This window comes from Methylobacterium sp. E-065 (assembly GCF_022829605.1).
GTDB lineage: Bacteria > Pseudomonadota > Alphaproteobacteria > Rhizobiales > Beijerinckiaceae > Methylobacterium.
In genome coordinates, this window is sequence record NZ_JAKSYD010000269.1 from 1 (window position 1) to 20,699 (window position 20,699).

General features: G+C 69.8%; 18 protein-coding genes and 2 pseudogenes. 11 read left to right on the forward strand and 9 right to left on the reverse strand.

Annotated features, from left to right (window positions below; all coding sequences use genetic code 11):
- Both MKK84_RS31125 and MKK84_RS31130 read right to left on the reverse strand, forming a co-directional pair.
- Positions 1–1,508 (reverse strand): calcium-binding protein (locus MKK84_RS31125; RefSeq protein ID WP_243926241.1); only part of this gene is annotated, 1,508 nt, incomplete at its 3' end.
- 580 nt (positions 1,509–2,088) lie between these two features.
- Positions 2,089–2,326 (reverse strand): annotated as a pseudogene (locus MKK84_RS31130) (integrase core domain-containing protein); the annotation flags it as partial.
- Positions 2,327–2,595: 269 nt separating this feature from the next.
- Between MKK84_RS31130 and MKK84_RS31135 the strand changes: the two are divergent.
- Both MKK84_RS31135 and eutC read left to right on the forward strand, forming a co-directional pair.
- Complete coding sequence (locus tag MKK84_RS31135) at positions 2,596–3,999, forward strand: ethanolamine ammonia-lyase subunit EutB (RefSeq protein WP_243926243.1); 1,404 nt, start codon at positions 2,596–2,598, stop codon at positions 3,997–3,999.
- On the forward strand, positions 3,996–4,781 hold the full coding sequence (eutC, locus tag MKK84_RS31140; protein WP_243926245.1) for an ethanolamine ammonia-lyase subunit EutC: 786 nt from the start codon (positions 3,996–3,998) through the stop codon (positions 4,779–4,781). The genes MKK84_RS31135 and eutC overlap by 4 nt, the downstream gene beginning before the upstream one ends.
- 114 nt (positions 4,782–4,895) lie before the next feature.
- On the opposite strand, the gene MKK84_RS31145 is transcribed toward eutC, so the two are convergent.
- Complete coding sequence (locus MKK84_RS31145; protein WP_243926247.1) at positions 4,896–5,138, reverse strand: hypothetical protein; 243 nt, start codon at positions 5,136–5,138, stop codon at positions 4,896–4,898.
- 71 nt (positions 5,139–5,209) lie between these two features.
- On the opposite strand from MKK84_RS31145, the gene MKK84_RS31150 reads away from it, so the two are divergent.
- The 6 genes and pseudogenes from MKK84_RS31150 to MKK84_RS31175 all read left to right on the forward strand — a co-directional run.
- On the forward strand, positions 5,210–5,884 hold the full coding sequence (locus MKK84_RS31150; protein ID WP_243926249.1) for a helix-turn-helix domain-containing protein: 675 nt from the start codon (positions 5,210–5,212) through the stop codon (positions 5,882–5,884).
- A gap of 103 nt (positions 5,885–5,987) precedes the next feature.
- A complete protein-coding gene (locus MKK84_RS31155) occupies positions 5,988–6,896 on the forward strand; it encodes a class II glutamine amidotransferase (protein WP_243926251.1) in 909 nt (302 codons plus the stop codon).
- Between the two features lie 48 nt (positions 6,897–6,944).
- Positions 6,945–7,631 (forward strand): GXGXG domain-containing protein, encoded by a 687-nt coding sequence (locus MKK84_RS31160; protein WP_243926253.1) that lies wholly within the window; start codon positions 6,945–6,947, stop codon positions 7,629–7,631.
- 14 nt (positions 7,632–7,645) lie between these two features.
- Positions 7,646–8,974: an FMN-binding glutamate synthase family protein gene (locus tag MKK84_RS31165; protein WP_243926255.1), complete on the forward strand. Its 1,329-nt coding sequence runs from the start codon at positions 7,646–7,648 to the stop codon at positions 8,972–8,974.
- A gap of 73 nt (positions 8,975–9,047) precedes the next feature.
- Entirely contained in the window at positions 9,048–10,355 is a 1,308-nt protein-coding gene (glnT, locus tag MKK84_RS31170; protein ID WP_243926257.1) for a type III glutamate--ammonia ligase, read from the forward strand.
- Between the two features lie 21 nt (positions 10,356–10,376).
- Positions 10,377–11,134: pseudogene (locus MKK84_RS31175) on the forward strand (chemotaxis protein CheB); the annotation flags it as partial.
- Positions 11,135–11,186: 52 nt separating this feature from the next.
- On the opposite strand, the gene solA reads toward MKK84_RS31175, so the two are convergent.
- Positions 11,187–12,356, reverse strand: a complete 1,170-nt coding sequence (gene solA / locus MKK84_RS31180) for an N-methyl-L-tryptophan oxidase (protein ID WP_243926258.1) — start codon at positions 12,354–12,356, stop codon at positions 11,187–11,189.
- 162 nt (positions 12,357–12,518) lie between these two features.
- Between solA and MKK84_RS31185 the strand changes: the two genes are divergently transcribed.
- The 3 genes from MKK84_RS31185 to MKK84_RS31195 all read left to right on the forward strand — a co-directional run bounded on the left by MKK84_RS31185 (position 12,519) and on the right by MKK84_RS31195 (position 15,757).
- The gene (locus tag MKK84_RS31185) at positions 12,519–13,505 is read left to right on the forward strand and encodes a GlxA family transcriptional regulator (protein ID WP_243926260.1); all 987 of its coding nucleotides are present in this window, start codon (positions 12,519–12,521) and stop codon (positions 13,503–13,505) included.
- 213 nt (positions 13,506–13,718) lie between these two features.
- A complete protein-coding gene (locus MKK84_RS31190) occupies positions 13,719–15,362 on the forward strand; it encodes an HWE histidine kinase domain-containing protein (protein ID WP_243926262.1) in 1,644 nt (547 codons plus the stop codon).
- Positions 15,363–15,364: 2 nt separating this feature from the next.
- A complete protein-coding gene (locus MKK84_RS31195) occupies positions 15,365–15,757 on the forward strand; it encodes a response regulator (RefSeq protein ID WP_243926265.1) in 393 nt (130 codons plus the stop codon).
- Between the two features lie 5 nt (positions 15,758–15,762).
- Here the strand turns inward: MKK84_RS31195 and MKK84_RS31200 are convergent, their stop codons facing one another.
- From MKK84_RS31200 to MKK84_RS31220, 5 genes are read right to left on the reverse strand one after another with little or no spacing between them, the layout of a single operon-like run.
- Complete coding sequence (locus MKK84_RS31200) at positions 15,763–16,656, reverse strand: VOC family protein (protein ID WP_243926267.1); 894 nt, start codon at positions 16,654–16,656, stop codon at positions 15,763–15,765.
- Positions 16,657–16,710: 54 nt separating this feature from the next.
- Positions 16,711–17,658, reverse strand: coding sequence for an HlyD family secretion protein (locus tag MKK84_RS31205; protein WP_243926269.1), 948 nt, complete (start codon positions 17,656–17,658; stop codon positions 16,711–16,713).
- A gap of 59 nt (positions 17,659–17,717) precedes the next feature.
- Complete coding sequence (locus tag MKK84_RS31210) at positions 17,718–17,927, reverse strand: DUF1656 domain-containing protein (protein ID WP_243926271.1); 210 nt, start codon at positions 17,925–17,927, stop codon at positions 17,718–17,720.
- Positions 17,924–19,966: an FUSC family protein gene (locus MKK84_RS31215; RefSeq protein ID WP_243926273.1), complete on the reverse strand. Its 2,043-nt coding sequence runs from the start codon at positions 19,964–19,966 to the stop codon at positions 17,924–17,926. The genes MKK84_RS31210 and MKK84_RS31215 overlap by 4 nt, the downstream gene beginning before the upstream one ends.
- Positions 19,963–20,439, reverse strand: a complete 477-nt coding sequence (locus MKK84_RS31220) for a MarR family winged helix-turn-helix transcriptional regulator (RefSeq protein ID WP_243926275.1) — start codon at positions 20,437–20,439, stop codon at positions 19,963–19,965. The genes MKK84_RS31215 and MKK84_RS31220 overlap by 4 nt, the downstream gene beginning before the upstream one ends.
- Between the last annotated feature and the right edge of the window lie 260 nt (positions 20,440–20,699).

Below are 20,699 nucleotides of genomic sequence, written 5' to 3' on the forward strand. Positions count from 1 at the left end.
CGGTCGTTTCCGGGGCCATCATAGGCGTCTTCGGGGCAGTTGCCGCTGACCGTCAGCGGCCCGGCGCCGAAATTGCCCTGCACGGTGGGCGTGTCGTCCAGCGCCGTCGAGGCGGCGACGTGGGCGGCGTGCGCGGTCAGGGTGCCGCCGACCTGCTGGCCGTCGAACGAGACCGTGTACTGCGCGTCGCCCTTGTAGGCCTCCTCGCTGAGCTTCAGCACCAGCTTGTCCGGGCCGGTGCCCACCGTGGTCGCCACTGGAGCACTGTTGCCCGGCGCGTTCGTGCTGGATCCGGTCGCGCCAGACACCTGAATGATCAACGGATGGTCTGCGACGGACAGAGAAACGCTGGATACATCGTGCAAAATCTGCACAGGACTCGTGCCACCCATCGGATCAAAGACCTGCACGGTCGAAAAGGTTTGGTCCAATTGGACTGTGACTGGGCTTGATGCTGCGGATATTGGCTGATGTGTCTGCTCATTCCAAATATCAGGCTCATTCCAGAGCACGATCTGGTAGGAGCTGTCAGATTTTTGCGTGAGGAAAGTATTCGCTGAACTCGGCATCCCGCTCAGCGAATAGGCGAGTCCTCCGGGAGTGAATTGTGATGCGTTCGATCCCGGATCGCTGAGGATTGTTGTCAAATTATGCAACGCCGTCGCGGCAGGTTTCGGCGTATTGTCCAGATGGAAAAGGCCAAAATGGTTCTCGATGTTTGTATTTTGTGGATCCGAATAGGCATCAAGTAGCTGATAGAGATATATTTTAGAAGGCCCAAGCTGTGCAGCGTCCAAAACGCTGTTCAGAATCAGCTTGGCCTGAGTATTTTCGTCGACTCCTTCCCATTTATTGGCTATCCCCGCCGCGATCGAGGTCTGATACCCGAGCTCTGTAATTGCAATCGGCTTGCCAGGGTCGATGGACGAAACAGAGGCGTCGGCGCCACTGATATCACCGCGAGGCTGGCCGCCAATTTTGTTATAGAGATGGATATTGTTCATATCCGAGGCGGTTTTCGGGGCCGGGAAATCGGTGAAGCTTAGTACGGGTACGTCTTTAAGGATTGGATCGGCCTTCACGGCAGTATAGAGGTCCTGCTGATAAGCTTGAGCGGCCGCAGTCCCGGTCAGACCATGATACGTTACTGGGAAGTTGTTGACCTCATTCGGCCCCTCGATCCCGGTGACCGAACCGGGGTGAGCAACGACGAACGCATGGATCTGTTTGACAGCATCCACGGGATTGACCGAGCCCTGCACGATGAAGTCGAACTTCATTCCGGCCTGCGCAGCAGCGGCAAGATTGTTCTGCCCCGCTATAGCCGCGTCCTGCCCCGCTGTAGCCGCGTTCGGCGCCGCGTCGCGAAGGTTTGTTATTCCAAGATATTGAACATCCCTCAAATCCTGAGCGATATCTGCATACTGACCATCGTTATAAATGATATGAGTGTTGACGCCGAGCTTGCCTACGATATCAGCAGCGCGCACCGCGGATTGAGCAGTCATTGGTCTTTTCCGGATCCGGTGATCGGGTCATGCCAGATTGGCATGAGGTGACGCGACCATGGCGCAATGGCGCCGTTCGTTTTAGAGTATCTTTGTTGACCGCTTATCTTAAGCGGACCTGACGATGTGCCTGGGCCTCGATGAGGACGCAACCTGACTCACTGCCACCCGAAAGACTCTCTATCGATACGACAGCGCCGGCCGGCAGCCGTCGTAGACTTCGTTCCGCGCGACCACGATGTGGGCCGATCAGATCACCGCCTCGATCGCGGGACGCAGACCCGCGTTCTGGATGCCGAACCGCGCCATCAGCCTGCGAGTGACCCGTAGCGAAGGTCGATCGGTGTTCTATCAGCGGTCGTGAGCGTAATGATCTGTCAACGATATGCACATTCTGAGTTTGGCAATCAAATGATTAACGATTTATAAACAAGAGCGGGTCGCGGCCTGCACGATGTGACCCTGACCCACCAAACTGTTCCACGCCGAGGGTCAGTTCATGGGCATCTTGGAGTTGACTCCGTATGTGATCCACGGCCGCTGCCAGTTCTCGCGCGGTGACCGCTTGTTTGGCGAAAGCTCAGGGCATGAGGCCGCCCGGCCCCGTATGAGGCGGGTCTTCGGTGTCGTGACACAGCCATCTGCGATACGCTCACGGGTGCCGGATGACGACAGGAACCACAAAGTCTTCAGGCATCCGCTCGCGGACGTCCTTCGAACGACCTGCTGTGGGCGCTATCAGTCGGCTTTCCCGGTCGCGACAAGTCGATCTCGACTCCGTTCAGGTCGGCCCACTGGTCAAGTATGCGCCCGCCGAACAGGCGCTTGGGTGGAGATCAGTGGCCCGGATCGCGTTCGATCCACCGAAGACCGGCCGCCCTTGGCGATCACGCCGACCACGCTTGCGCTGCGGCAGCGCGTTCCTTCGGCCGCATCCGCCGTGCCACCTTGCGGGTCTCAGCGTGCACCCGTTCGCTGGGGCAGGGTCAGTATGGGGACTTTGACCAGGCTGATGACGCGCGACGGCCCTCGCAATCGGGCCGGACCGGTATACCTCACACCGAACAGCTCGCCCGGAGCGCCGGCCATGGCATACGCGACGACGATCGAAGGCACGCGCTTCACCTTTCCCGACCTGCGCAGCCTGCTGGCCAAGGCGACGCCAGAGCGGTCCGGCGACCAGCTCGCCGGGCTCTGCGCCGAGGGTCCGGTGGAACGGCTGGCGGCGCAGATCGCCCTGGCCGACCTGCCGCTGAAGGCCTTCCTGGCCGAGGAGCTGATCCCCTCGGAGAAGGACGAGGTCTCGGACCTCATCGCCCGCCGGCACGACGGACAAGCCTTCGCGCCGGTGGCGTCGCTGACGGTGGGCGCTTTTCGGGAATGGCTCCTCTCCCCGGCGGCCGATGCGGCGGCGCTGGTGGCCCTCGCCCCCGGTTTGACGCCCGAAATGGTGGCGGCCGTCTCAAAAGTTTGCCGGCTGCAGGATCTCGTGGCGATCGCCGCCAAGCGGCCGGTGGTGACGCGCTTCCGCTCGACGATCGGTCTGCCCGGCCGCCTCGCGACCCGCAACCAGCCGAACCACCCGACCGATTCCTCGGCCGGCATCCTGGTCTCGGCCCTGGACGGCCTGCTGATGGGCTCGGGCGACGCGGTGATCGGGGTGAACCCGGCCACCGATTCGCTGCCGGACTACATCCGCATCGTCGAGCTTCTGGAGACCCTGCGCCTGCGCCTGAACGTGCCGACCCAGCATTGCTGTCTCGGCCACGTCACGGTGGCGATCGACGCGATGGCGAAGGGCGCGCCGGTGGATCTCGTGTTCCAGTCGGTGGCGGGCTCGCAGAAGGCCAATGCCGGCTTCGGCGTCGATCTCGCCGTGCTGCGCGAGGCCTCCGAGGCGGCCCGCGCGCTCGGCCGCTGCCCGGAGGGCGGGCAGGTCATGTATTTCGAGACCGGCCAGGGCTCGGCCCTCTCGGCCGATGCCCATTGGGGCGTCGACCAGCAGACCATGGAGGCCCGCGCCTACGCGGTGGCACGGGAATTCGATCCGCTCCTCGTCAACACGGTCGTGGGCTTCATCGGGCCGGAGTATCTCTACAACGGCAAGCAGATCATCCGGGCCGGGCTGGAGGACCATTTCTGCGGCAAGCTGCTCGGCCTGCCGATGGGGGTGGACGTCTGCTACACCAACCACGCCGATGCCGACGGCGAGGACATGGACGCCCTGCTGACCCTGCTCTGCGCGGCGGGCGTCAACTTCGTCATCACGGTGCCGGGGGCGGACGATGTGATGCTGAACTACCAGTCCCTCTCCCACCACGATGCGGTCTTCGCCCGCGAGACCCTGGGCCGCCCGCCGGCCCCGGAATTCGAAGCGTGGCTGCGCGAGGTCCGCATCACGGACGTGCAGGGCCGGCTCGCCAACGCGCCGGGCGAATTGCCACCGGCTCTGGCCGAGGCGTCGCGCCTCCTGCCGGGGCGGGCGGCATGAGCGCGCCCACGGAGCCCAAACGCGCCGGACCCCCATCGCTGCGCGACCTGCGCGCGCTGACGCAGGCCCGCATCGCGCTGGGCGCCCACGGCGCCGGCCTGCCGACCGGGGCGGCTCTCGCTTTCGGGCTGGACCATGCCCGGGCCCGCGAGGCGGTCTGGACGCCCCTCGACGCCGAGGCGATCCGCGAGGCCCTGCGGGCCGAGGGGCTCGAATCGGTCGAACTCCGCGCCAATGTCACCGACCGGGCGGAATACCTGCGCCGGCCGGACCGGGGCCGCACGCTGCACCCGGATTCGGAGGGGGCCCTCGACGGGCTCGGCCAGGGCTTCGACGTCGCCCTGGTGATCGCCGACGGGCTCTCGGCCACGGCGGTCGCGCTCAACGCGGTGCCGACCGCCGCCGCGCTCGCCGCGCGGGCGGCCCAAGCCGGCTGGAGCCTTGCCCCCGTCGCGGTGGTGCAGCAGGGCCGGGTCGCGATCGGCGATCCGATCGGCGCCCGCCTGAAGGCGCGCTGCGTCGTCGTGCTGATCGGCGAGCGGCCGGGCCTGTCCGCCTCCGACAGCCTCGGCTGCTACATCACCTTCGCGCCGGAACCGGGCTTGCCGGATTCCCGGCGCAACTGCATCTCGAACATCCGGCAGGACGGGCTCGCGGTCGAGGCGGCCACCGACCAGATGGAGGCCCTGCTGCGGGCCATGATGGCGCAGGGGACCAGCGGCGTCGGCCTGCGCCGCGACAGCCTCGTGAGCCCGCCGGCGCCGACGCTCCCGAAGGCGTAGGGCGCCCTCCCGCGCGGTGCATCCCGTTGTGGTTTCGAGAGGGCGAGCCCTTTCGCGGGTCCAGGGCAGAGCCCTGGTGCCGGACTTTGTCCGGTGTCGGGCAAGGCCCGAACCTCAGGGGCTCCGCCCCCGAACCCCGCCAGAGGGCTGAAGCCCTTTGGAAACCCGGGATCCGGGCAGGGATCTGGACAGCCGTGTCGGCAGATCGGTGAGGCGCAGGGCCCGGGACAGGGCATCGACCAGCGCGGTCAGGAGCGCCGTGGCGACGATCAGCACCACGGCGACCTCCAGGTGCAGCTTGGAGATCGCGGCATCGATGGAGAAGCCCAGCGTCGCGACCCCAAGGTTGACAGGCACGGGACGCCGCGGCAGGGCGCCCCGAAGTCCGCGCGGCCGGAGCCCGCGATCGGCTGAGGAGAGGACCCGCCATGCCGTCAGGCTCTTCGAACCGGGCGGCGGGGCGGGCGGGGGAACCCCTCCTGTCGCAGGATCCGCACGCCGTCCGCGAACCGCGCGAGAACAACCTCGAACGGGCGATCGGCCACGCGGTGCGGGAGCGCCGGAAGCAGCTGGGCCTTACCTCCGCCGACCTCGCCGCCACCACCGGCCTGTCGCCCGGCATGCTGTCGAAGATCGAGAACGGCAACATCTCGCCGTCGCTGACGACGCTGCAGGCGCTCGCGCAGGCGCTCGGCATGCCGATCACCGGTTTCTTCCGGCGCTACGAGGAGGTCCGCAACGCGGTCTTCGTCAAGGCCGGCGAGGGGATCGAGCTGGAGCGGCGCGGAACACGCGCGGGGCACCAGTACAACCTGCTCGGGCACATCCACGAGAATACCAGCGGGGTCACGGTCGAGCCCTACCTCATCACGCTCACCACCGATTCGGACGTGTTCCCGACCTTCCAGCACGCGGGCCTGGAGTTCCTCTACATGCTGGAGGGCGAGGTGCTGTACCGGCACGGCAACCGGCACTTCCACATGCGGCTGGGCGACAGCCTGTTCTTCGACGCCGATGCCCCGCACGGGCCGTCGGAACTGCTCGTGCTGCCGGCCCGCTACCTGTCGATCATCGCCTATCCGCAGGCGGCCAGTCTCGACTGAGCGACTGCACCGCGTTCCTGAGAAGAAATTTTATTTCTTGCTGGTTGATTTCAGCGGTGAGGGCCGCCTATGCTCTGGGCGTACCCGAAACGGAGGTGGTGCCATGTGCGGCATCGTCGGATTGTTCCTGAAGGACCCGGCCCTGGAGCCGCAGCTCGGTGCGCTGCTCGCCGACATGCTCGTGACCATGACGGATCGCGGGCCGGATTCGGCGGGCCTGGCGATCTACGGGTCGCCGACGCCCGGCCAGTCGAAGATCACCGTGCAATCGGCTCAGGCCCTGGTGGATTTCCCCGCCCTGGAGCAGCGCCTCGCGGAGGTGTCCGGCGGCTCGGCGCGGGTGGCGGTGAAGAGCTCGCATGCGGTGATCACCGTGGCGACCGACCGCCTCGCGGCGACGCGGAGCGCGCTGAAGGGCCTTTCGCCCGATCTGCGCGTGATGGGCGCGGGCGAGAGCGTCGAGATCTACAAGGAGGTCGGCCTGCCGAAAGACGTGGTCGCACGCTTCGGCATCGCCGGAATGGCGGGCACCCACGGCATCGGCCACACCCGGATGGCAACGGAATCGGCCGTGACCACGATGGGCGCGCACCCGTTCTCCACGGGCGCCGACCAGTGCCTCGTCCATAACGGCTCGCTGTCGAACCACAACAACCTGCGCCGGAGCCTCGCCCGCGACGGCATGGTGTTCGAGACCCAGAACGATTCCGAGGTCGCTGCCGCCTATCTCACCACCGTGATGGCGCAGGGCCGGGACCTCGGCGCGGCGCTCGCTGGGGCGCTCGAGGATCTCGACGGGTTCTTCACCTTCGTGGTCGGCACACGCTCCGGCTTCGGGGTGCTGCGCGATCCGATCGCCTGCAAGCCGGCGATCATGGCCGAGACCGAGCGCTACGTCGCCTTCGGCTCGGAATACCGGGCGCTCGTGGGCCTGCCGGGGATCGAATCCGCGCGCGTTTGGGAGCCCGAGCCGGCGACCGTCTACTTCTGGGACCAGCGGCAGGCCGCCTGAGCCGCCCCGCTTCCCGCCCATCACAGATCTCGTCCACGGATCTCGCCCATGCCCGTCTTCGATCTGGCGGCGACGCCCCTGCGCGCCCTGAACCAGGCCCTCCACGGCGTCGCCCCGGGCGCCAACGACACCGCCTTCGAGGTGCTGAACCCCCGGGGCCAGCACGCGGTGGCGGTCGGGATCGACGGGCCCGTCAGCGTCACGGTGCGCGGCTCGGTCGGCTATTACTGCGCCGGCATGAACGACGGCGGCACCGTCACGGTGCAGGGCTCGGCGGGCCCCGGCGTCGCCGAGAACATGATGTCCGGCACCGTCGTGATCGAGGGCGACGCCTCGCAATATGCTGGCGCCACCGGGCGCGGCGGCCTCCTCGTCATCAAGGGCAACGCGGCCTCGCGCTGCGGCATCTCCATGAAGGGGATCGACATCGTCGTGCACGGCTCGATCGGGCACATGTCGGCCTTCATGGGCCAGTCCGGCTCCCTGGTGGTGCTGGGCGATGCCGGCGAGGCTCTGGGGGACTCGCTCTACGAAGCGAAGCTGTTCGTCCGCGGCAGCGTGAAGAGCCTCGGCGCCGACTGCATCGAGAAGCCGATGCGCCCCGAGCACGTGGAGCACCTCGCGGCCCTGCTCGACCGGGCCGGGGTCACGGACGTGCGGCCCGAAGCGTTCCGGCGCTACGGCTCGGCCCGCACGCTCTACAGCTTCAACATCGACAACGCCGACGCCTACTGAGCGGGAGACCGGGCATGACCTACCAGAACCCGCCGATGCCGCCGCGCAAGTCGGCGACCTTCGACGACCACACCCTGGCGGAGATCCGCCGGGCCGCGGCCACCGGCATCTACGACATCCGCGGCGGCGGCACGAAGCGCAAGCTCCCGCATCTCGACGACCTGCTGTTCCTCGGCGCCTCGATGTCGCGCTATCCCCTTGAGGGCTACCGGGAAACCTGCGGGACCGGCGTCACCCTCGGCACACGCTTTGCGAAGAAGCCGATCGCGTTGAAGATCCCGATCACCATCGCCGGCATGAGCTTCGGATCCCTCTCCGCCAACGCCAAGGAGGCGCTGGGCCGCGGCGCGAGCCTAGCCGGCACCTCCACCACCACCGGCGACGGCGGCATGACCGATGAGGAGCGCGGCCATTCCGAGATCCTCGTCTACCAGTACCTGCCCTCCCGCTACGGCATGAACCCGCGCGACCTCCGGCGCGCCGATGCCATCGAGGTGGTGGTCGGCCAGGGCGCCAAGCCCGGCGGCGGCGGCATGCTGCTCGGCCAGAAGATCTCCGACCGCGTCGCCGCCATGCGCGATCTGCCCCAGGGCATCGACCAGCGCTCCGCCTGCCGCCACCCGGACTGGACCGGACCGGACGACCTCGAGATCAAGATCGGCGAGTTGCGCGAGATCACCGACTGGGAAAAGCCGATCTACGTGAAGGTCGGCGGCGCGCGGCCCTATTACGATACCGCGCTCGCCGCGAAGGCCGGCGCCGACGTCGTCGTGCTCGACGGCATGCAGGGCGGCACGGCGGCGACCCAGGACGTGTTCATCGAGCATGTCGGCCAGCCGACGCTGGCCTGCATCCGGCCCGCCGTGCAGGCACTGCAGGATCTCGGCCTGCACCGGAGCGTGCAGCTCGTGATCTCCGGCGGCATCCGCTCGGGCGCCGACGTCGCCAAGGCGATCGCGCTGGGGGCCGACGCGGTCTCGATCGGTACCGCGGCGCTCGTCGCCATCGGCGACAACGACCCGGCCTACGAGGAGGAGTACCGCAAGCTCGGCTCCACCGCGGGCGCCTACGACGACTGGCACGAGGGCCGCGACCCCGCGGGCATCACCACGCAGGATCCCGAACTGGCGGCCCGCCTCGACCCGGTGCGCGCCGGCCGGAAGCTCGCCAACTACCTGAAGGTGATGACCCTGGAGGCGCAGACGATCGCGCGCGCCTGCGGCCACAACCACCTGCACAATCTGGAGCCCGAGGACCTCGTGGCGCTGACCCTGGAGGCCGCCGCCATGGCTCGCGTGCCGCTGGCCGGGACCGACTGGTACCCGGGCAAAGCGGGCTTCTAGGCCCTTCAACCCCGCCGGTCGCGCCGGTTCGGGCGCGGCCGGTCCCCAACCGATCCGCGCTCAGGGGGCTGCCGTGACGACCGACCTTTCCGCCTACGCCGCCGAGCACGGCGTGCGGTACTTCATGATCTCCTACACGGACCTGTTCGGCTGCCAGCGCGCCAAGCTGGTGCCCGCGCAGGCGATCGGCGCCATGCAGCGCGACGGCGCCGGCTTTGCCGGCTTCGCCACCTGGCTCGACCTCACCCCGGCCCATCCCGACCTGTTCGCGATGCCGGACGCCGCCTCGGTGATCCGCCTGCCCTGGAAGCCGGACGTCGCCTGGGTGGCGGCCGACTGCACCATGGCGGACGCCCCCGTCGATCAGGCACCCCGGGTGGTGCTGAAGCAGCTCGTGGCGCGGGCCGCCGCCGAGGGCTTGCGGGTCAAGACCGGCGTCGAGGCGGAGTTCTTCCTGCTGAGCCCGGACGGGGCGGCGATCTCCGATCACCACGACCGGGCGGAGAAGTCCTGCTACGACCAGCAGGCGCTGATGCGCCGCTACGACGTAATCGCCGAGATCTGCGACCACATGCTGGCTTTGGGCTGGAAGCCCTACCAGAACGACCATGAGGACGCGAACGGCCAGTTCGAGATGAACTGGGAGTACGACGACACGCTGGCCACCGCCGACAAGCACGCCTTCTTCAAGTTCATGGTCCGGTCGGTCGCCGAGCGGCACGGCCTGCGGGCGACCTTCATGCCGAAGCCGTTCCCGGGGCTCACCGGCAACGGCTGCCACTGCCACGTCTCGGTGTGGAACAATGCCGGCACCGAGAACGCCTTCGCGGATCCCGAGATGCCGTTCGGCCTGTCGGCCCGGGGCCGGCATTTCCTGGGCGGGATCATGCGGCACGCGCCCGCGCTGGCCGCGATCACCAACCCGACGGTCAATTCCTATAAGCGCATCAACGCGCCGCGCACGATCTCGGGGGCGACCTGGGCGCCGAACGCCGTGACCTGGACCGGCAACAACCGCACCCACATGGTCCGGGTGCCCGGCCCGGGCCGGTTCGAGCTGCGCCTGCCCGACGGGGCGGCCAACCCCTACCTGCTCCAGGCGGCGATCCTGGCGGCGGGCCTCGACGGGCTGGCGAACGCCGCCGATCCCGGGCCGCACAGCGACATCGACATGTACCGGGACGGCCACATGGTCGCCGACGCCCCGCGCCTGCCGCTCAACCTGCTGGACGCCCTGCGCGCCTTCGAGGCCGATGAGGCGTTGCGGACGAATCTGGGGAGCGCCTTCTCGTCCGCCTACCTCAAGCTGAAACAGGGCGAGTGGAACAGCTACTGCGCCCATTTCACCGCCTGGGAGCGGGAGACCACGCTCGACGTGTGATCCGAAGTCGATCTGAGAGCGCCCTCCGACGCGGTGGATACCGGTTCCTCGGTGCGAGCCTCCGACGCGGTTCGGGCCGCCGCCCGGGCGAAGCCGCGTCCGAGCCGGCCGGAGCCCCGCCGCATCGAGAAGAAGCTGACGGCCGACGCCGTGCTGCCAGCCCCCAGCCCCAACCGGGCCGTGGCCGAGACGGACCGGATCGTCTGCATCGGCGCCTCGACGGGGGGCACGGAATCGCTGCGCGACGTGCTGGAGCTGCTGCCGCCGGATTGCCCGGGGGTGGTGATCGTCCAGCACATGCCCGAGCATTTCACCGCGTCCTTCGCCCGGCGGCTCGACGGCCCCTGCGCCATCGCGGTGAAGGAGGCGGAGGACGGGGACGCCGTGCTGCCCGGCCGGGCCCTGATCGCCCCGGGGGGCGCCACCTCCTGCTGCAGCGGACCGGCAACCGCTACACCGTCTCGGTGAAGGACGGCCCCCTGGTCTCGCGCCACCGGCCCTCCGTGGATGTGCTGTTCCGCGCGGCCGCGCGCTGTGCCGGCGCGAACGCGCTCGGCATCCTGATGACCGGCATGGGCGATGACGGCGCCAACGGCCTCTTGGAGATGCGCCGGGCCGGGGCGCTCACGGTGGCGCAGGACGAGGAAAGCTGCGTGGTGTTCGGCATGCCCAAGGAGGCGATCGAGCGCGGCGCGGCCATGAAGGTCCTGCCCCTGGACCGGATGCACCACGAGATCATCCGCTTCGGCGCGATGCCGGCGCTGCGCCAGCCGGCGTAGGATGTAACGGTTAGCCCTTTCTCGGACAGGTGCAGCGCCAACGCCCGGCGGATCAACCGAAGCGTGCGAGGGCGAACGGGGCGAGGTCGATGGGCTGCGGCTCGCCGGCGAAATCTGCGGCGATCGCCTCGCCGATGCCGGCCGAATGCTTGAAGCCGTGCCCCGAGCAGGCCGAGACCACGAGCACCCGGTCCATCGCGGGGTGCCGATCGATGATGAAGCCGCGGTCGGGGGTCACCGTGTAGACGCAGGCCGCGGCCCGGACGACCTCCGGGGTGGCGCCGGCCAGCCGGTTCGCGACCCGCATCCGGTACATCTCGGCCGATTCCAGCGGGTCGACCCGGCGCTCCACGGCGTCGGCGGTGGTGCTGGTGTCGTACTGCTCCGTGGCGACCTTGAGGGCGCGCTCCCCCGGCATCGGCGGGAAGCCGTAAAGGTAGTCCGTGTCGCCCGTCCCGTACATCCAGATGAAGACCGGCGCCTGCGGGCCGTAGGCGGTCGTGTCCGCCAGGGCGTACCAGTGCAGCAACTGGCGGCGGATCGTGAGCAGCCGGTCGAAGGGCTGGCCGAGCAGCGGAGTTGTCCAGGCGCCGGCGGCGACCACCGCACGGTCGGCGCGGATCTCGCCGTCGGCGGTCTCCACGCGGATCCCGTCCCCGTCCTGCCGCAAGGCCCGCACTGCGCAGCCGGTCCGGATCTCGGCGCCCGACGCGGCCGCGCAGGCGAGCTGCGCCGCGAGGCAGCGCTCCGGGATCACGTAGCCGCCGCCCGGCTCGTAATAGGCCTTCTCGTCGCCCGCGAGGTTCAGGAATTGCGGGAAGCGGCGGGCGACCTCGGCGCCGTCGAGCACCTCGTGGGCAATGCCCGCGCCCTCGGCCGCGCTGATCGAGCGGCCGACGAAATCCGGCTTGCCGTGGTGGGACGAGACCCCGTGGCCGGGCGCCATGACGAGGGCGCCGCAGGCGTTCAGCAGGGTCTCGCCGGTCGCGGCCTCAAGCTCGCGCCAGATGCGGTGCGAGGCGGTGACGAACGGGACGTAGTCGCGCCCTTCGCCGACGGCCTGGCGGGTGATCCGCGTCTCGCCGTGGCTCGACCCGAGGGCGTGCGGCGGCGCGTAGCGGTCGATCCCGATGACCGAGGCCCCGCGCTTGGCCAGCTGGTAGAGGGCGGCGCTGCCCATCGCGCCCAATCCCAGCACCGCGACATCCACCCGCCGGGTCATCGGACCTCCCCAGGCATGCGGGTGCCGTCGTGCGGGTCGGCGACGGGGGGTGGTGCTGCGGAGCCGGGCATGCGGGCGCGATCTCGGGAGAACGGTGGATGCGGCCCAGGATGCCGGTCCTGGCTGGTTGCGCTTGACCACAGGAGACGATTTCTTGCACGCATGAGCCAGACTGGACCGCTGATATCGGAGGAGGGTGATCCGGCCTCCGGGGGGCGACCGCAGGAGATCGGGTTCCTCCTCGTCCCCGGCTTCGCGCTGCTGTCGTTCGCCTCGGCCTGCGAGCCGTTCCGGGCCGCCAACGACCTCGCCGGGCGGGCCCTATACCGGCTGCGCTATTTCGGGGAGGGCGGAGGCCCGGTCGTGTCCTCCTCCGGAGCCGCAATTCCCGCCGAGCCGCTGCCCCGCGCGCGCTTCCGTCTTCACACCCTGTTCGTCTGCGCGGGCGGTGAACCGGCTGGCTGGGACAGGCCGGCGATCCACGCGACCCTGCGGCGGATGGCCCGGTTCGGCGTGCGCATCGGCGGGATCTCGGGCGGCCCCTACCTGATGGCCGCGGCCGGGCTGCTGGGCAATCGCGCGTTCACGATCCACTGGGAATATGCCGGAGCCACGGTCGAGGCGTTTCCGGATGCGCGCCTGACCCGCGCGCGCTACGTCGCGGATGCCGACCGGCCGACCTGCGGCGGCGGGGTCGCGCCCCTCGACATGGCCTACGGGCTGATTGCCGAACGCATGGGGGCGGCGTTCGCGCGCCGGGTGTCGGACTGGTTCCTGCACACGGCCGTGGGCGCGGCCGACGACCCCCAGCGCGCCTCCGCGGCGGAGCGGTACCGGGTCCATCACCCGGCCCTGCTCGCCGTCATCGAGACGATGGAGAAGACGGTCGAAGCGCCGCTCGGGCGCCGCGCCATGGCCCGGCTCGTGTCGATCAGCGAGCGCCACCTCGACCGGCTGTTCATCGAGAAGCGGGGCTTTAGCTTCACGGCCCAGTACCGGGCCATCCGCCTCGCCCATGGCCGGCGCCTGCTGCGGCAGAGCCCGCTCCGGATCGGCGAGATCGCGGCGTCCTGCGGCTTCGCCAGCGCGGCCCATTTCTCGCGCAGCTACCGATCCCAGTTCGGCTGCAGCCCGACCGCGGACCGATGACGCGCGATCCCGGTCAGCCTTGGCCCAGACACAATCGTCCCGGCAACGGGACGGACCTGACGTTGACCGTCATGTGCCAGTGAGACCACGACCATTTCGGCCTTCGCCCTCTCTCGACTCCGCGCTGGCGTCGTCGCAAGCCCGCCGCCCCTTCTGCTGAGATACGGCATCGCGGCGCTGGCGGTCTTTGCCGTCGCCCTGCTGCACTCCGCGTTGTTCGCCGAATTCGCCCCGTGGTTCCTGTTCACGCCCGCCGTCGTGGTGGTGACCCTGCTGCTGGGGGGCGGCGCCGGGCTGTGGGCCACGCTGCTCTCGATCCTCTGTGCCGGCTACGTGCTCCTCGACCCTCCCGCGTCCGGCAACCTCACGTCGATCCGGTGGGCCGCATCCGCGCTCTACGCCGCGACGACGTCCGGCCTTGTCGGGCTCGTGGTCGTCCTGCGGCAGGCGCTGCGCGCCTCGGATGCCGCACGGGACGGCTTGCTCCGCGCGGCGGCGGATGCGGCGGAACGGGAAGCCTTTCTCACGAGCGTCCTGGCCAGCTCGACCGACTGCATCAAGGTGCTCGACCTCGACGGCAAGCTGACCTTCATGAGCGAGGGCGGTCAGCGTGTGATGGAGGTCAGCGACTTCAACGCCATCGTCGGTTGCCCGTGGCCGGACTTCTGGACCGGCAGCGGCCACATCGACGCGCTCGCGGCGGTACAGGGCGCGCGCGAGGGACGCTCGGCCAGCTTCGTGGGACGCGCCAGCACCATGCGGGGCACGCCCAAGTGGTGGCACGTCGCGGTCAGTCCAATCCGGGGCCTGGATGGCACGTCGCAGCGCATCCTGTCGGTGTCGCGCGACATCACGGCGTTGCGCGAGAGCGAGGAGGAGCGCGACCGTTTCGTGCGGCTGGCCGAGAACAGCACCGACTTCATCGGCATGGCGCATGTCGATGGGCGCATGTTCTACATGAACGACGCGGCCCGCGAACTGGTCGGGCTCGGCGCAGCCGACATCACCGAACTCGTCATCGCGGATTTCTTCCCGCCCGAGGAGGCGGCGATCGTGGCGAACGAGGTCCTGCCGGCGGTCGGGCGGGACGGCCACTGGGCCGGCGAGCTGCGTATCCGCCATTTCGTCACGGGCGAGCCGATCCCCGTGCTCTACGCGATGTTCCCCGTCACCGATCCGGACGGGAACACCCTCGGCTACGGCACCGTCACCCGCGACTTCCGCGCCGGCAAGCGAGCCGAGGAAGACATGCGGATGATGAACGGCGAACTGGCCCACAGGTTGAAGAACGTGCTGGCGGTGGTCCAGTCCATCGCCCTGCAGACCCTGCGCAACGCCACGGACCTGCCCTCCGCCAGCGAGAACCTGTCCGCGCGCCTGGTCGCGCTGGGGGCTGCCACCGACGTGCTGACCGGGGCGTCGTGGCGCTCGGCCGACCTGTGCGCCCTCGCCGAGCATGCCCTGGCGCCGCACGGTGAACTTGGCACCCGCATCGTCCTCGACGGGCCCGCCGTCACCCTGCAGCCGCAGGTGGCCATCGCCCTGGCCCTCGCCCTGCACGAGCTCGCCACCAACGCGGCCAAGTACGGTGCCCTCTCGACCGAGGCCGGACGCGTTCACTTGGCCTGGCAGGTGGACGGAACGGGACCGGAGGCGCGCTTCCGCCTCACCTGGCGCGAGCAGGGGGGCCCGCCGGTCGCGAAGCCCACCCGGCGTGGGTTCGGCTCGACGTTGATCGAGCGCTCCCTGCGCTCGTATTTCGGAGGGACGGCGGAGACCGAGTACCGGCCGGACGGGCTGACGTTCACGCTGGACGCCCGCCTGGGCGATGCGATTCTCGAAGGGGGGAACGGGTAGCGGTGGGGCAGAGGACGCCGATCGGTGACAAGACGGTGCTCGTGGTCGAGGACGAGGCGCTCCTGCGCTTCGACATCGTCGACTTCTTCGCGGAGCGGGGCTGGCGCGTGTTCGAGGCGGGCAACGCCGAGGAGGCGATCGCGCTGCTCGCGCGGCACGGGGAGATCCGCGTCGTGCTGACCGACGTGCAGATGCCCGGCGACATGGACGGGTTGAAGCTCGCGCATTACGTGCGCGAACGATTCCCGCCAACGCTCCTCTTCGTGGTCTCCGGGGAAGCGCCGGTCAGCCGCGAGGCCCTTCCGGCCCGTGCGACCTTCCTGCCCAAGCCGTTCGATCTGCATCGGGTCCTGGGCCAGATCGAACGGAGCGGGGTGTCCATCCCGCGGGCCTGAGCGGATCAACGCCCCGGCTGCGGCTTCAGACGAAGGTGGGTTCCCCACGGATCGCGGACCACGAGGGCGTCCCCGTCCGCGCTGGTAGCTACGCCCGCCTCGCTGCATCGAACCCGCGCCGATGCGAGCGTCTGCTCGTCCGTAAGCAGCGCGACCTCCGCGAGGCCCGTCGTCCCGTCCGAGCGCATCGGGGCGCCACGGCTGTTCCAGACATTGCCGGCCAGCTGGTGGTGATAGCCGCCCGCCCCCAGGAACAGGGCGCCGGGATAGCGGCACATCACGTCGAAGCCGAGCAGGTGCGCGTAGAAGCGCTCCGCGACATCCAGATCGCCCACCTGGAGATGGACATGCCCGACGCACCCAGCCGCCGGCATCTCCGACCAGGGACGTGCGGCGGCACCGACGAGCCCGGCATGATCGAGCCGTTCGTTGCGCATCTCGACCGAGCCGTCCGGAGCCCGCGGCCATGCGGAGGCGGGCCGGTCGACGTAGATCTCGATGCCGTTGCCTTCGGGATCGTCGAGGTAGACGGCCTCGCTGACGAGATGGTCGGCACCACCCGTGAGCGCGATACCGCGCTTCTCGGCGTGCGGGAGCCAGGCACCGAGGTCGCCCCGGCCGGGCAGCAGGAACGCGGTGTGGAACAGGCCGGCCTCGCGGGGCTGCCGTGGCCGCGCATCCGGGTCGTGCCGCAGGACGAGAAGGGGCGTATCGCCCGTTCCGAGGTGCGCAGCGCCATCGGCTTCCAAGAGGATGCGGAGCCCGAGGATGTCCCGGTAGAACCGCGTGAGCGCAGCGAGGTCGCGCACGACGAGGCTCACCGCGCCGATCCGGTAGGGCGCCTCGGCCAGGACGCGGTCCGGCCCGACCGGGGTCTGGCTCGAAGCGGGTGTCGCCATGGTCCGTCTCCAGATACGTCTGCCCCTCTGAAAGATGGGGTAGCCGGCAGGGACTCAACGGCTTTTCGTCACCGGGGCTGCGGGCTCCGGCGCCCCGCGCCAGGACTCGAACAGGCTGAAATGCGGTCTCTCGCCCGCGGCTTCCACCGCAACCGTCGCGGTGCGCCCCGAGACCAGGCGGGTCTCGTCGGAAACGTCGTCCAGCTTGATCCGCACCGGGATGCGCTGGGCCAGCCGGACCCAGGCGAAGGTCGGGTTGACGCTGGCCAGCAGATTCGAGCCGGCCGTGCGCTCGCGGTCCTCGATGCCGCCCGCGAAGCTCTCCACGCGGCCGTTCAGCGTGGAATTCTCACCCATCAGGCGGACGCTGGCCCGGTCGCCCACGTGGATGCGCGGGAGCTTGGTCTCCTCGAAGTAGCCCTCGACGCGCAGCGTGTCGCTGTCGATCAGCGCCATCACCCCGCGCCCGGTGGTGACGTAGGTGCCGGGACGCAACTCCATGTTGGTGATGCGCCCGTTGACCGAGGCCTTCACCGCGGAGCGTTCGAGGTTGAGCTTGGCGAGGTCGCGGTCGGCCAAAGCCTGTCCGTAGGCCGCCTTGGCTTCCAGGTCGGACGCCCGGGCCGCCTCGACCCGCTGCTGGGACGCGGCGGCGTCGCTGAGCTTCTGGTAGCGGACGTAGTCGGCGGCGGCCCGCTCGGCGGTCGCCTGCTTGCCCTCGACCATCGCCTCGGCCTGGCGCAGGGCCAGATCGAAGCGCTCCGGGTCGATGCGGAACAGCACGTCGCCCCGCTTCACCACTTGGTTGTCGGCGACGAGCACCTCGGTGACGAGGCCGGACACGTCGGGGGCCACCTGCACCACGTCGGCCCGGACACGCCCGTCCCGGGTCCAGGGCGCCTCCATGTAGTAGTCCCACAGCGCCAACCCGACGACGATCGCGGCGGCGACCATCCCGAGGGTGACGAGGAGGCGGACCAGGAGGGCGAGCAACCGAGGCATGGGGTGGATCCGGAAGATCTGTGCGGGGGCGAGGCGGGGCGGCCGGACGTGCCCGCCGATCAGGAGGTGAGCGGCACCGCGACCGAGACGACCAGGCCGAGGAGCACGACGTAGAGGGCGAGGTCGAACAGGGGCCGGTGCCAGACCATGCGGTAGAACCCGGCCCAGGCCAGCACCCGGCGCAGGGGCAGGCTGACCACGAAGGCGATCAGCATCCAGGCCGCGAGGCTCGGCACGAAGACCCCGTAGAGATCGAGTTCACCCGTCATGCCGCGAGCTCCGGATGCGTGGTGGTGGTCAGCGCCGAACGGTAGGCCGGCGCGTCCGGGAACAGGCCGCGCCGGATGCCCACGAGCCCCATCAAGGCGGCCCGGCTGGGCGCCTGCCGGGCATCGCGGGAGACCGCATCGAGGGCCGCGTCGATTGTGTCGAGCAGGTCTGGGGCGGGATTTCCCGGCTCGGTTCCGAAGTGGCGCGCCAGCGCGGCCAGGAGCGTCTCGACGGCCGCCCGGGCCGGCTCCGAGAGCTGTCGTCGGTCGCGCCGCAGCTCCACGACGTTGATGCCGACCCGGACCTCGGCCAGGAGGTCGGCGGTCCATTCCGCGTCGTCGGACGGTAGGGCGGCCAGCCGCGGCGCGATCAGGCCGACCCGGTCAAGCATCAGGGCCGCGAGTTCGAGGCCGTTCTGCGCGCCCTGGCGCTCGGCGGCGCGGGCGAGGCTGCGGCGGTTGATGGCCCGCAACCGCCGCGCCGACCAGCCGGCGCCGACCGAGCGGACGAGACGGGTGACGATGGCGGCGACCCACATCCCGACGATGACCGCGACGGACGAATTGGCGAAGGCCACGAAGTCGCCCGTGTAGCTGCCCTGGAGGGCGATCATGGCCGAGCCGTTGAGTGCCGCGCCCATCGCCAGGGGTGCGGTCTTGGGCTGGGCCATGAACACCCCGCAGATCAGCAGGCCCGGGGACAGCGCGAGCGCGAGCATCTCGAAGGAGGTGGCCAGCGGCAGGACGGCGAACAGGTAGGCGCCCGACCCGAGGGCGCCGAGGATGGCCGAGTTGGCGAAGCTCACGATGAACGGCGCGGGGTCGTCCTGGGCGGCGAAGAGGCTGCAGCCGACCGCCGCCATCATCGGGGCGGCCGAGCCGTGCGGCCAGCCGGTCGCGATCCAGATCGCGCAGGTGACTAGGACAGTCAGGAACACGCCCAGAGCCGACAGCAGCGCCATGCCGTGGTCGCGGTGGCGGATCGTGCGCGCCGCCGCGGTGTACCGGAAGGTCAGGTCCTCGGTGACCGGCGTGCCGTCCGCGATGTGCCGCTGCAGGATGCGGGCGTCCTGGCGCAGGTCGATGAAGTCGCGCAGCCGCACCAGGAGGCTCGCCAGCACGAGGGCGTCCCAGGACGGCCGCGCGCCGAGCCCCGGTTCGAGGGCGTCCGCCTCGGCCTTCAGGCGGTCGGCCGCGGCCTGCTCGGTGGTTCCGGCCGCCAGCCAGGCCGCCGTGGCGTCGAGGAGGGTGCGCAGGCGCTGCGGCAGCGCGTTCGCCCGCTCCAGCGTCTCGATGCGGTCCGAGACCGCGGAGGCGATGGGCAGGAACATCAGCATGTGCTGGCGCAGGGTCGCCATGGCCTCCGCCGAGCGCTCCGCACCGGTCATGTCATAGCGCAGCGGCGTCGCCAGGGCATCGAACGCGACCGCATCCGAGGCGAGCTTCAGCCGGGTGGCCTGCGTGTCCCGCGACGCGCGGGTGCGGGCGAGGACGTCGATGGCCCACCCCCGCGCGTCGCGCAGCCAGAGGTCGAGCCGGCCGGAGATCACCGGCGCCACCGATTGCGGCAGCACGACCGTGTTGACGAGGCTGGCGCAGAGGATGCCGAGGGTGATCTCCTCGGCCCGGGCCACGGCGATATCGAACATCGTCCCGGGCTCGCCCACGGCCGGGAAACCGATCAGCGCCGCCGTGTAGCCGCCGAGCATCATCAGGTAACTGCGCGGGGTGCGGTCGAGCAGGGAGACGTACAGGCACGTCGCGACCCAGGCCGCGATGGCGAGCGTCAGGAGTTCCGGCGCGTTCACGAGGTTCGGCACGAGGGCGACCGTGACCACGGCGCCGAGCAGGGTGCCGAGCACCCGGTAGAGCGCCTTGGAGCGGGTGGCGCCGGCCAGCACCTGGCTGGTGATGTAGACGGTGCCGAGCGCCCAGTAGGGGTTCGGCAGGTCGATCCAGAACGCCAGGAACAGGGCCAGCATGCCGGCTCCGAAGGTCTTGAGCGCGAAGGCCCAGTCGCGCCAGCCCGGAAGGGTCATTCCGCGGCCTCCGCCTCGTCGAGCGCGACCGCGCCGCCGATATGGTCCTGCAGGGCCTGGAACACCCGTAAGGCCGCCTCCAAGTCGGCGGCGCTCACCTTGGCGAAGGCCGCATCCCGCAGGCGCTCCAGATCGGCCTCGATCCGCGCCACGACCGCCTGCCCCGCCGGCGTCAGGGTCAGCACCTTCGCGCGCCGGTCAGTCGGGTCCTCCCGGCGGGCGACGAGGCCCGCCTTTTCCAGTGGGTCCAGGAGCCGCACCAGCGACGGGCCCTCGATGCCGATCGCGTCCGCCAGGGTGGTCTGACGCGGCGCGCCGCCCATGCGGGCGATCAGAACCAGCGGCATGGCCTTGGCTTCCGAGATGCCATGCGCCTCGGTCGCCGCATTGGCCAGCCGCCGCCACTGGCGCCCGGACAGTAGCAGCGTTTGGGTGTAGGCCAGACGGAGCTGGCGGAGGGTTTCGGCCGTCATCTCGCGCCCCCGGGCGGTTGCGATGGACCACATCAGACGACCTATCGCATCGATAGCAAGCTATCAATTAGGGGCGCATCATTCAAGGGCGGACGTGGATCCCTGGGCCGCCGGACGCCATGATCGGCCCCCACAGGGTGGTCCAAGGTTAAAGTTAGTGCGCAGTAGGCCGCTCCACCACGGTTAGCTTGGCCGGCGGAGCTGGTCGGGCGAGCGCAGCCGGCCAAGCGGTGAAGGCTGGCATGAACACCTCTGGTGCC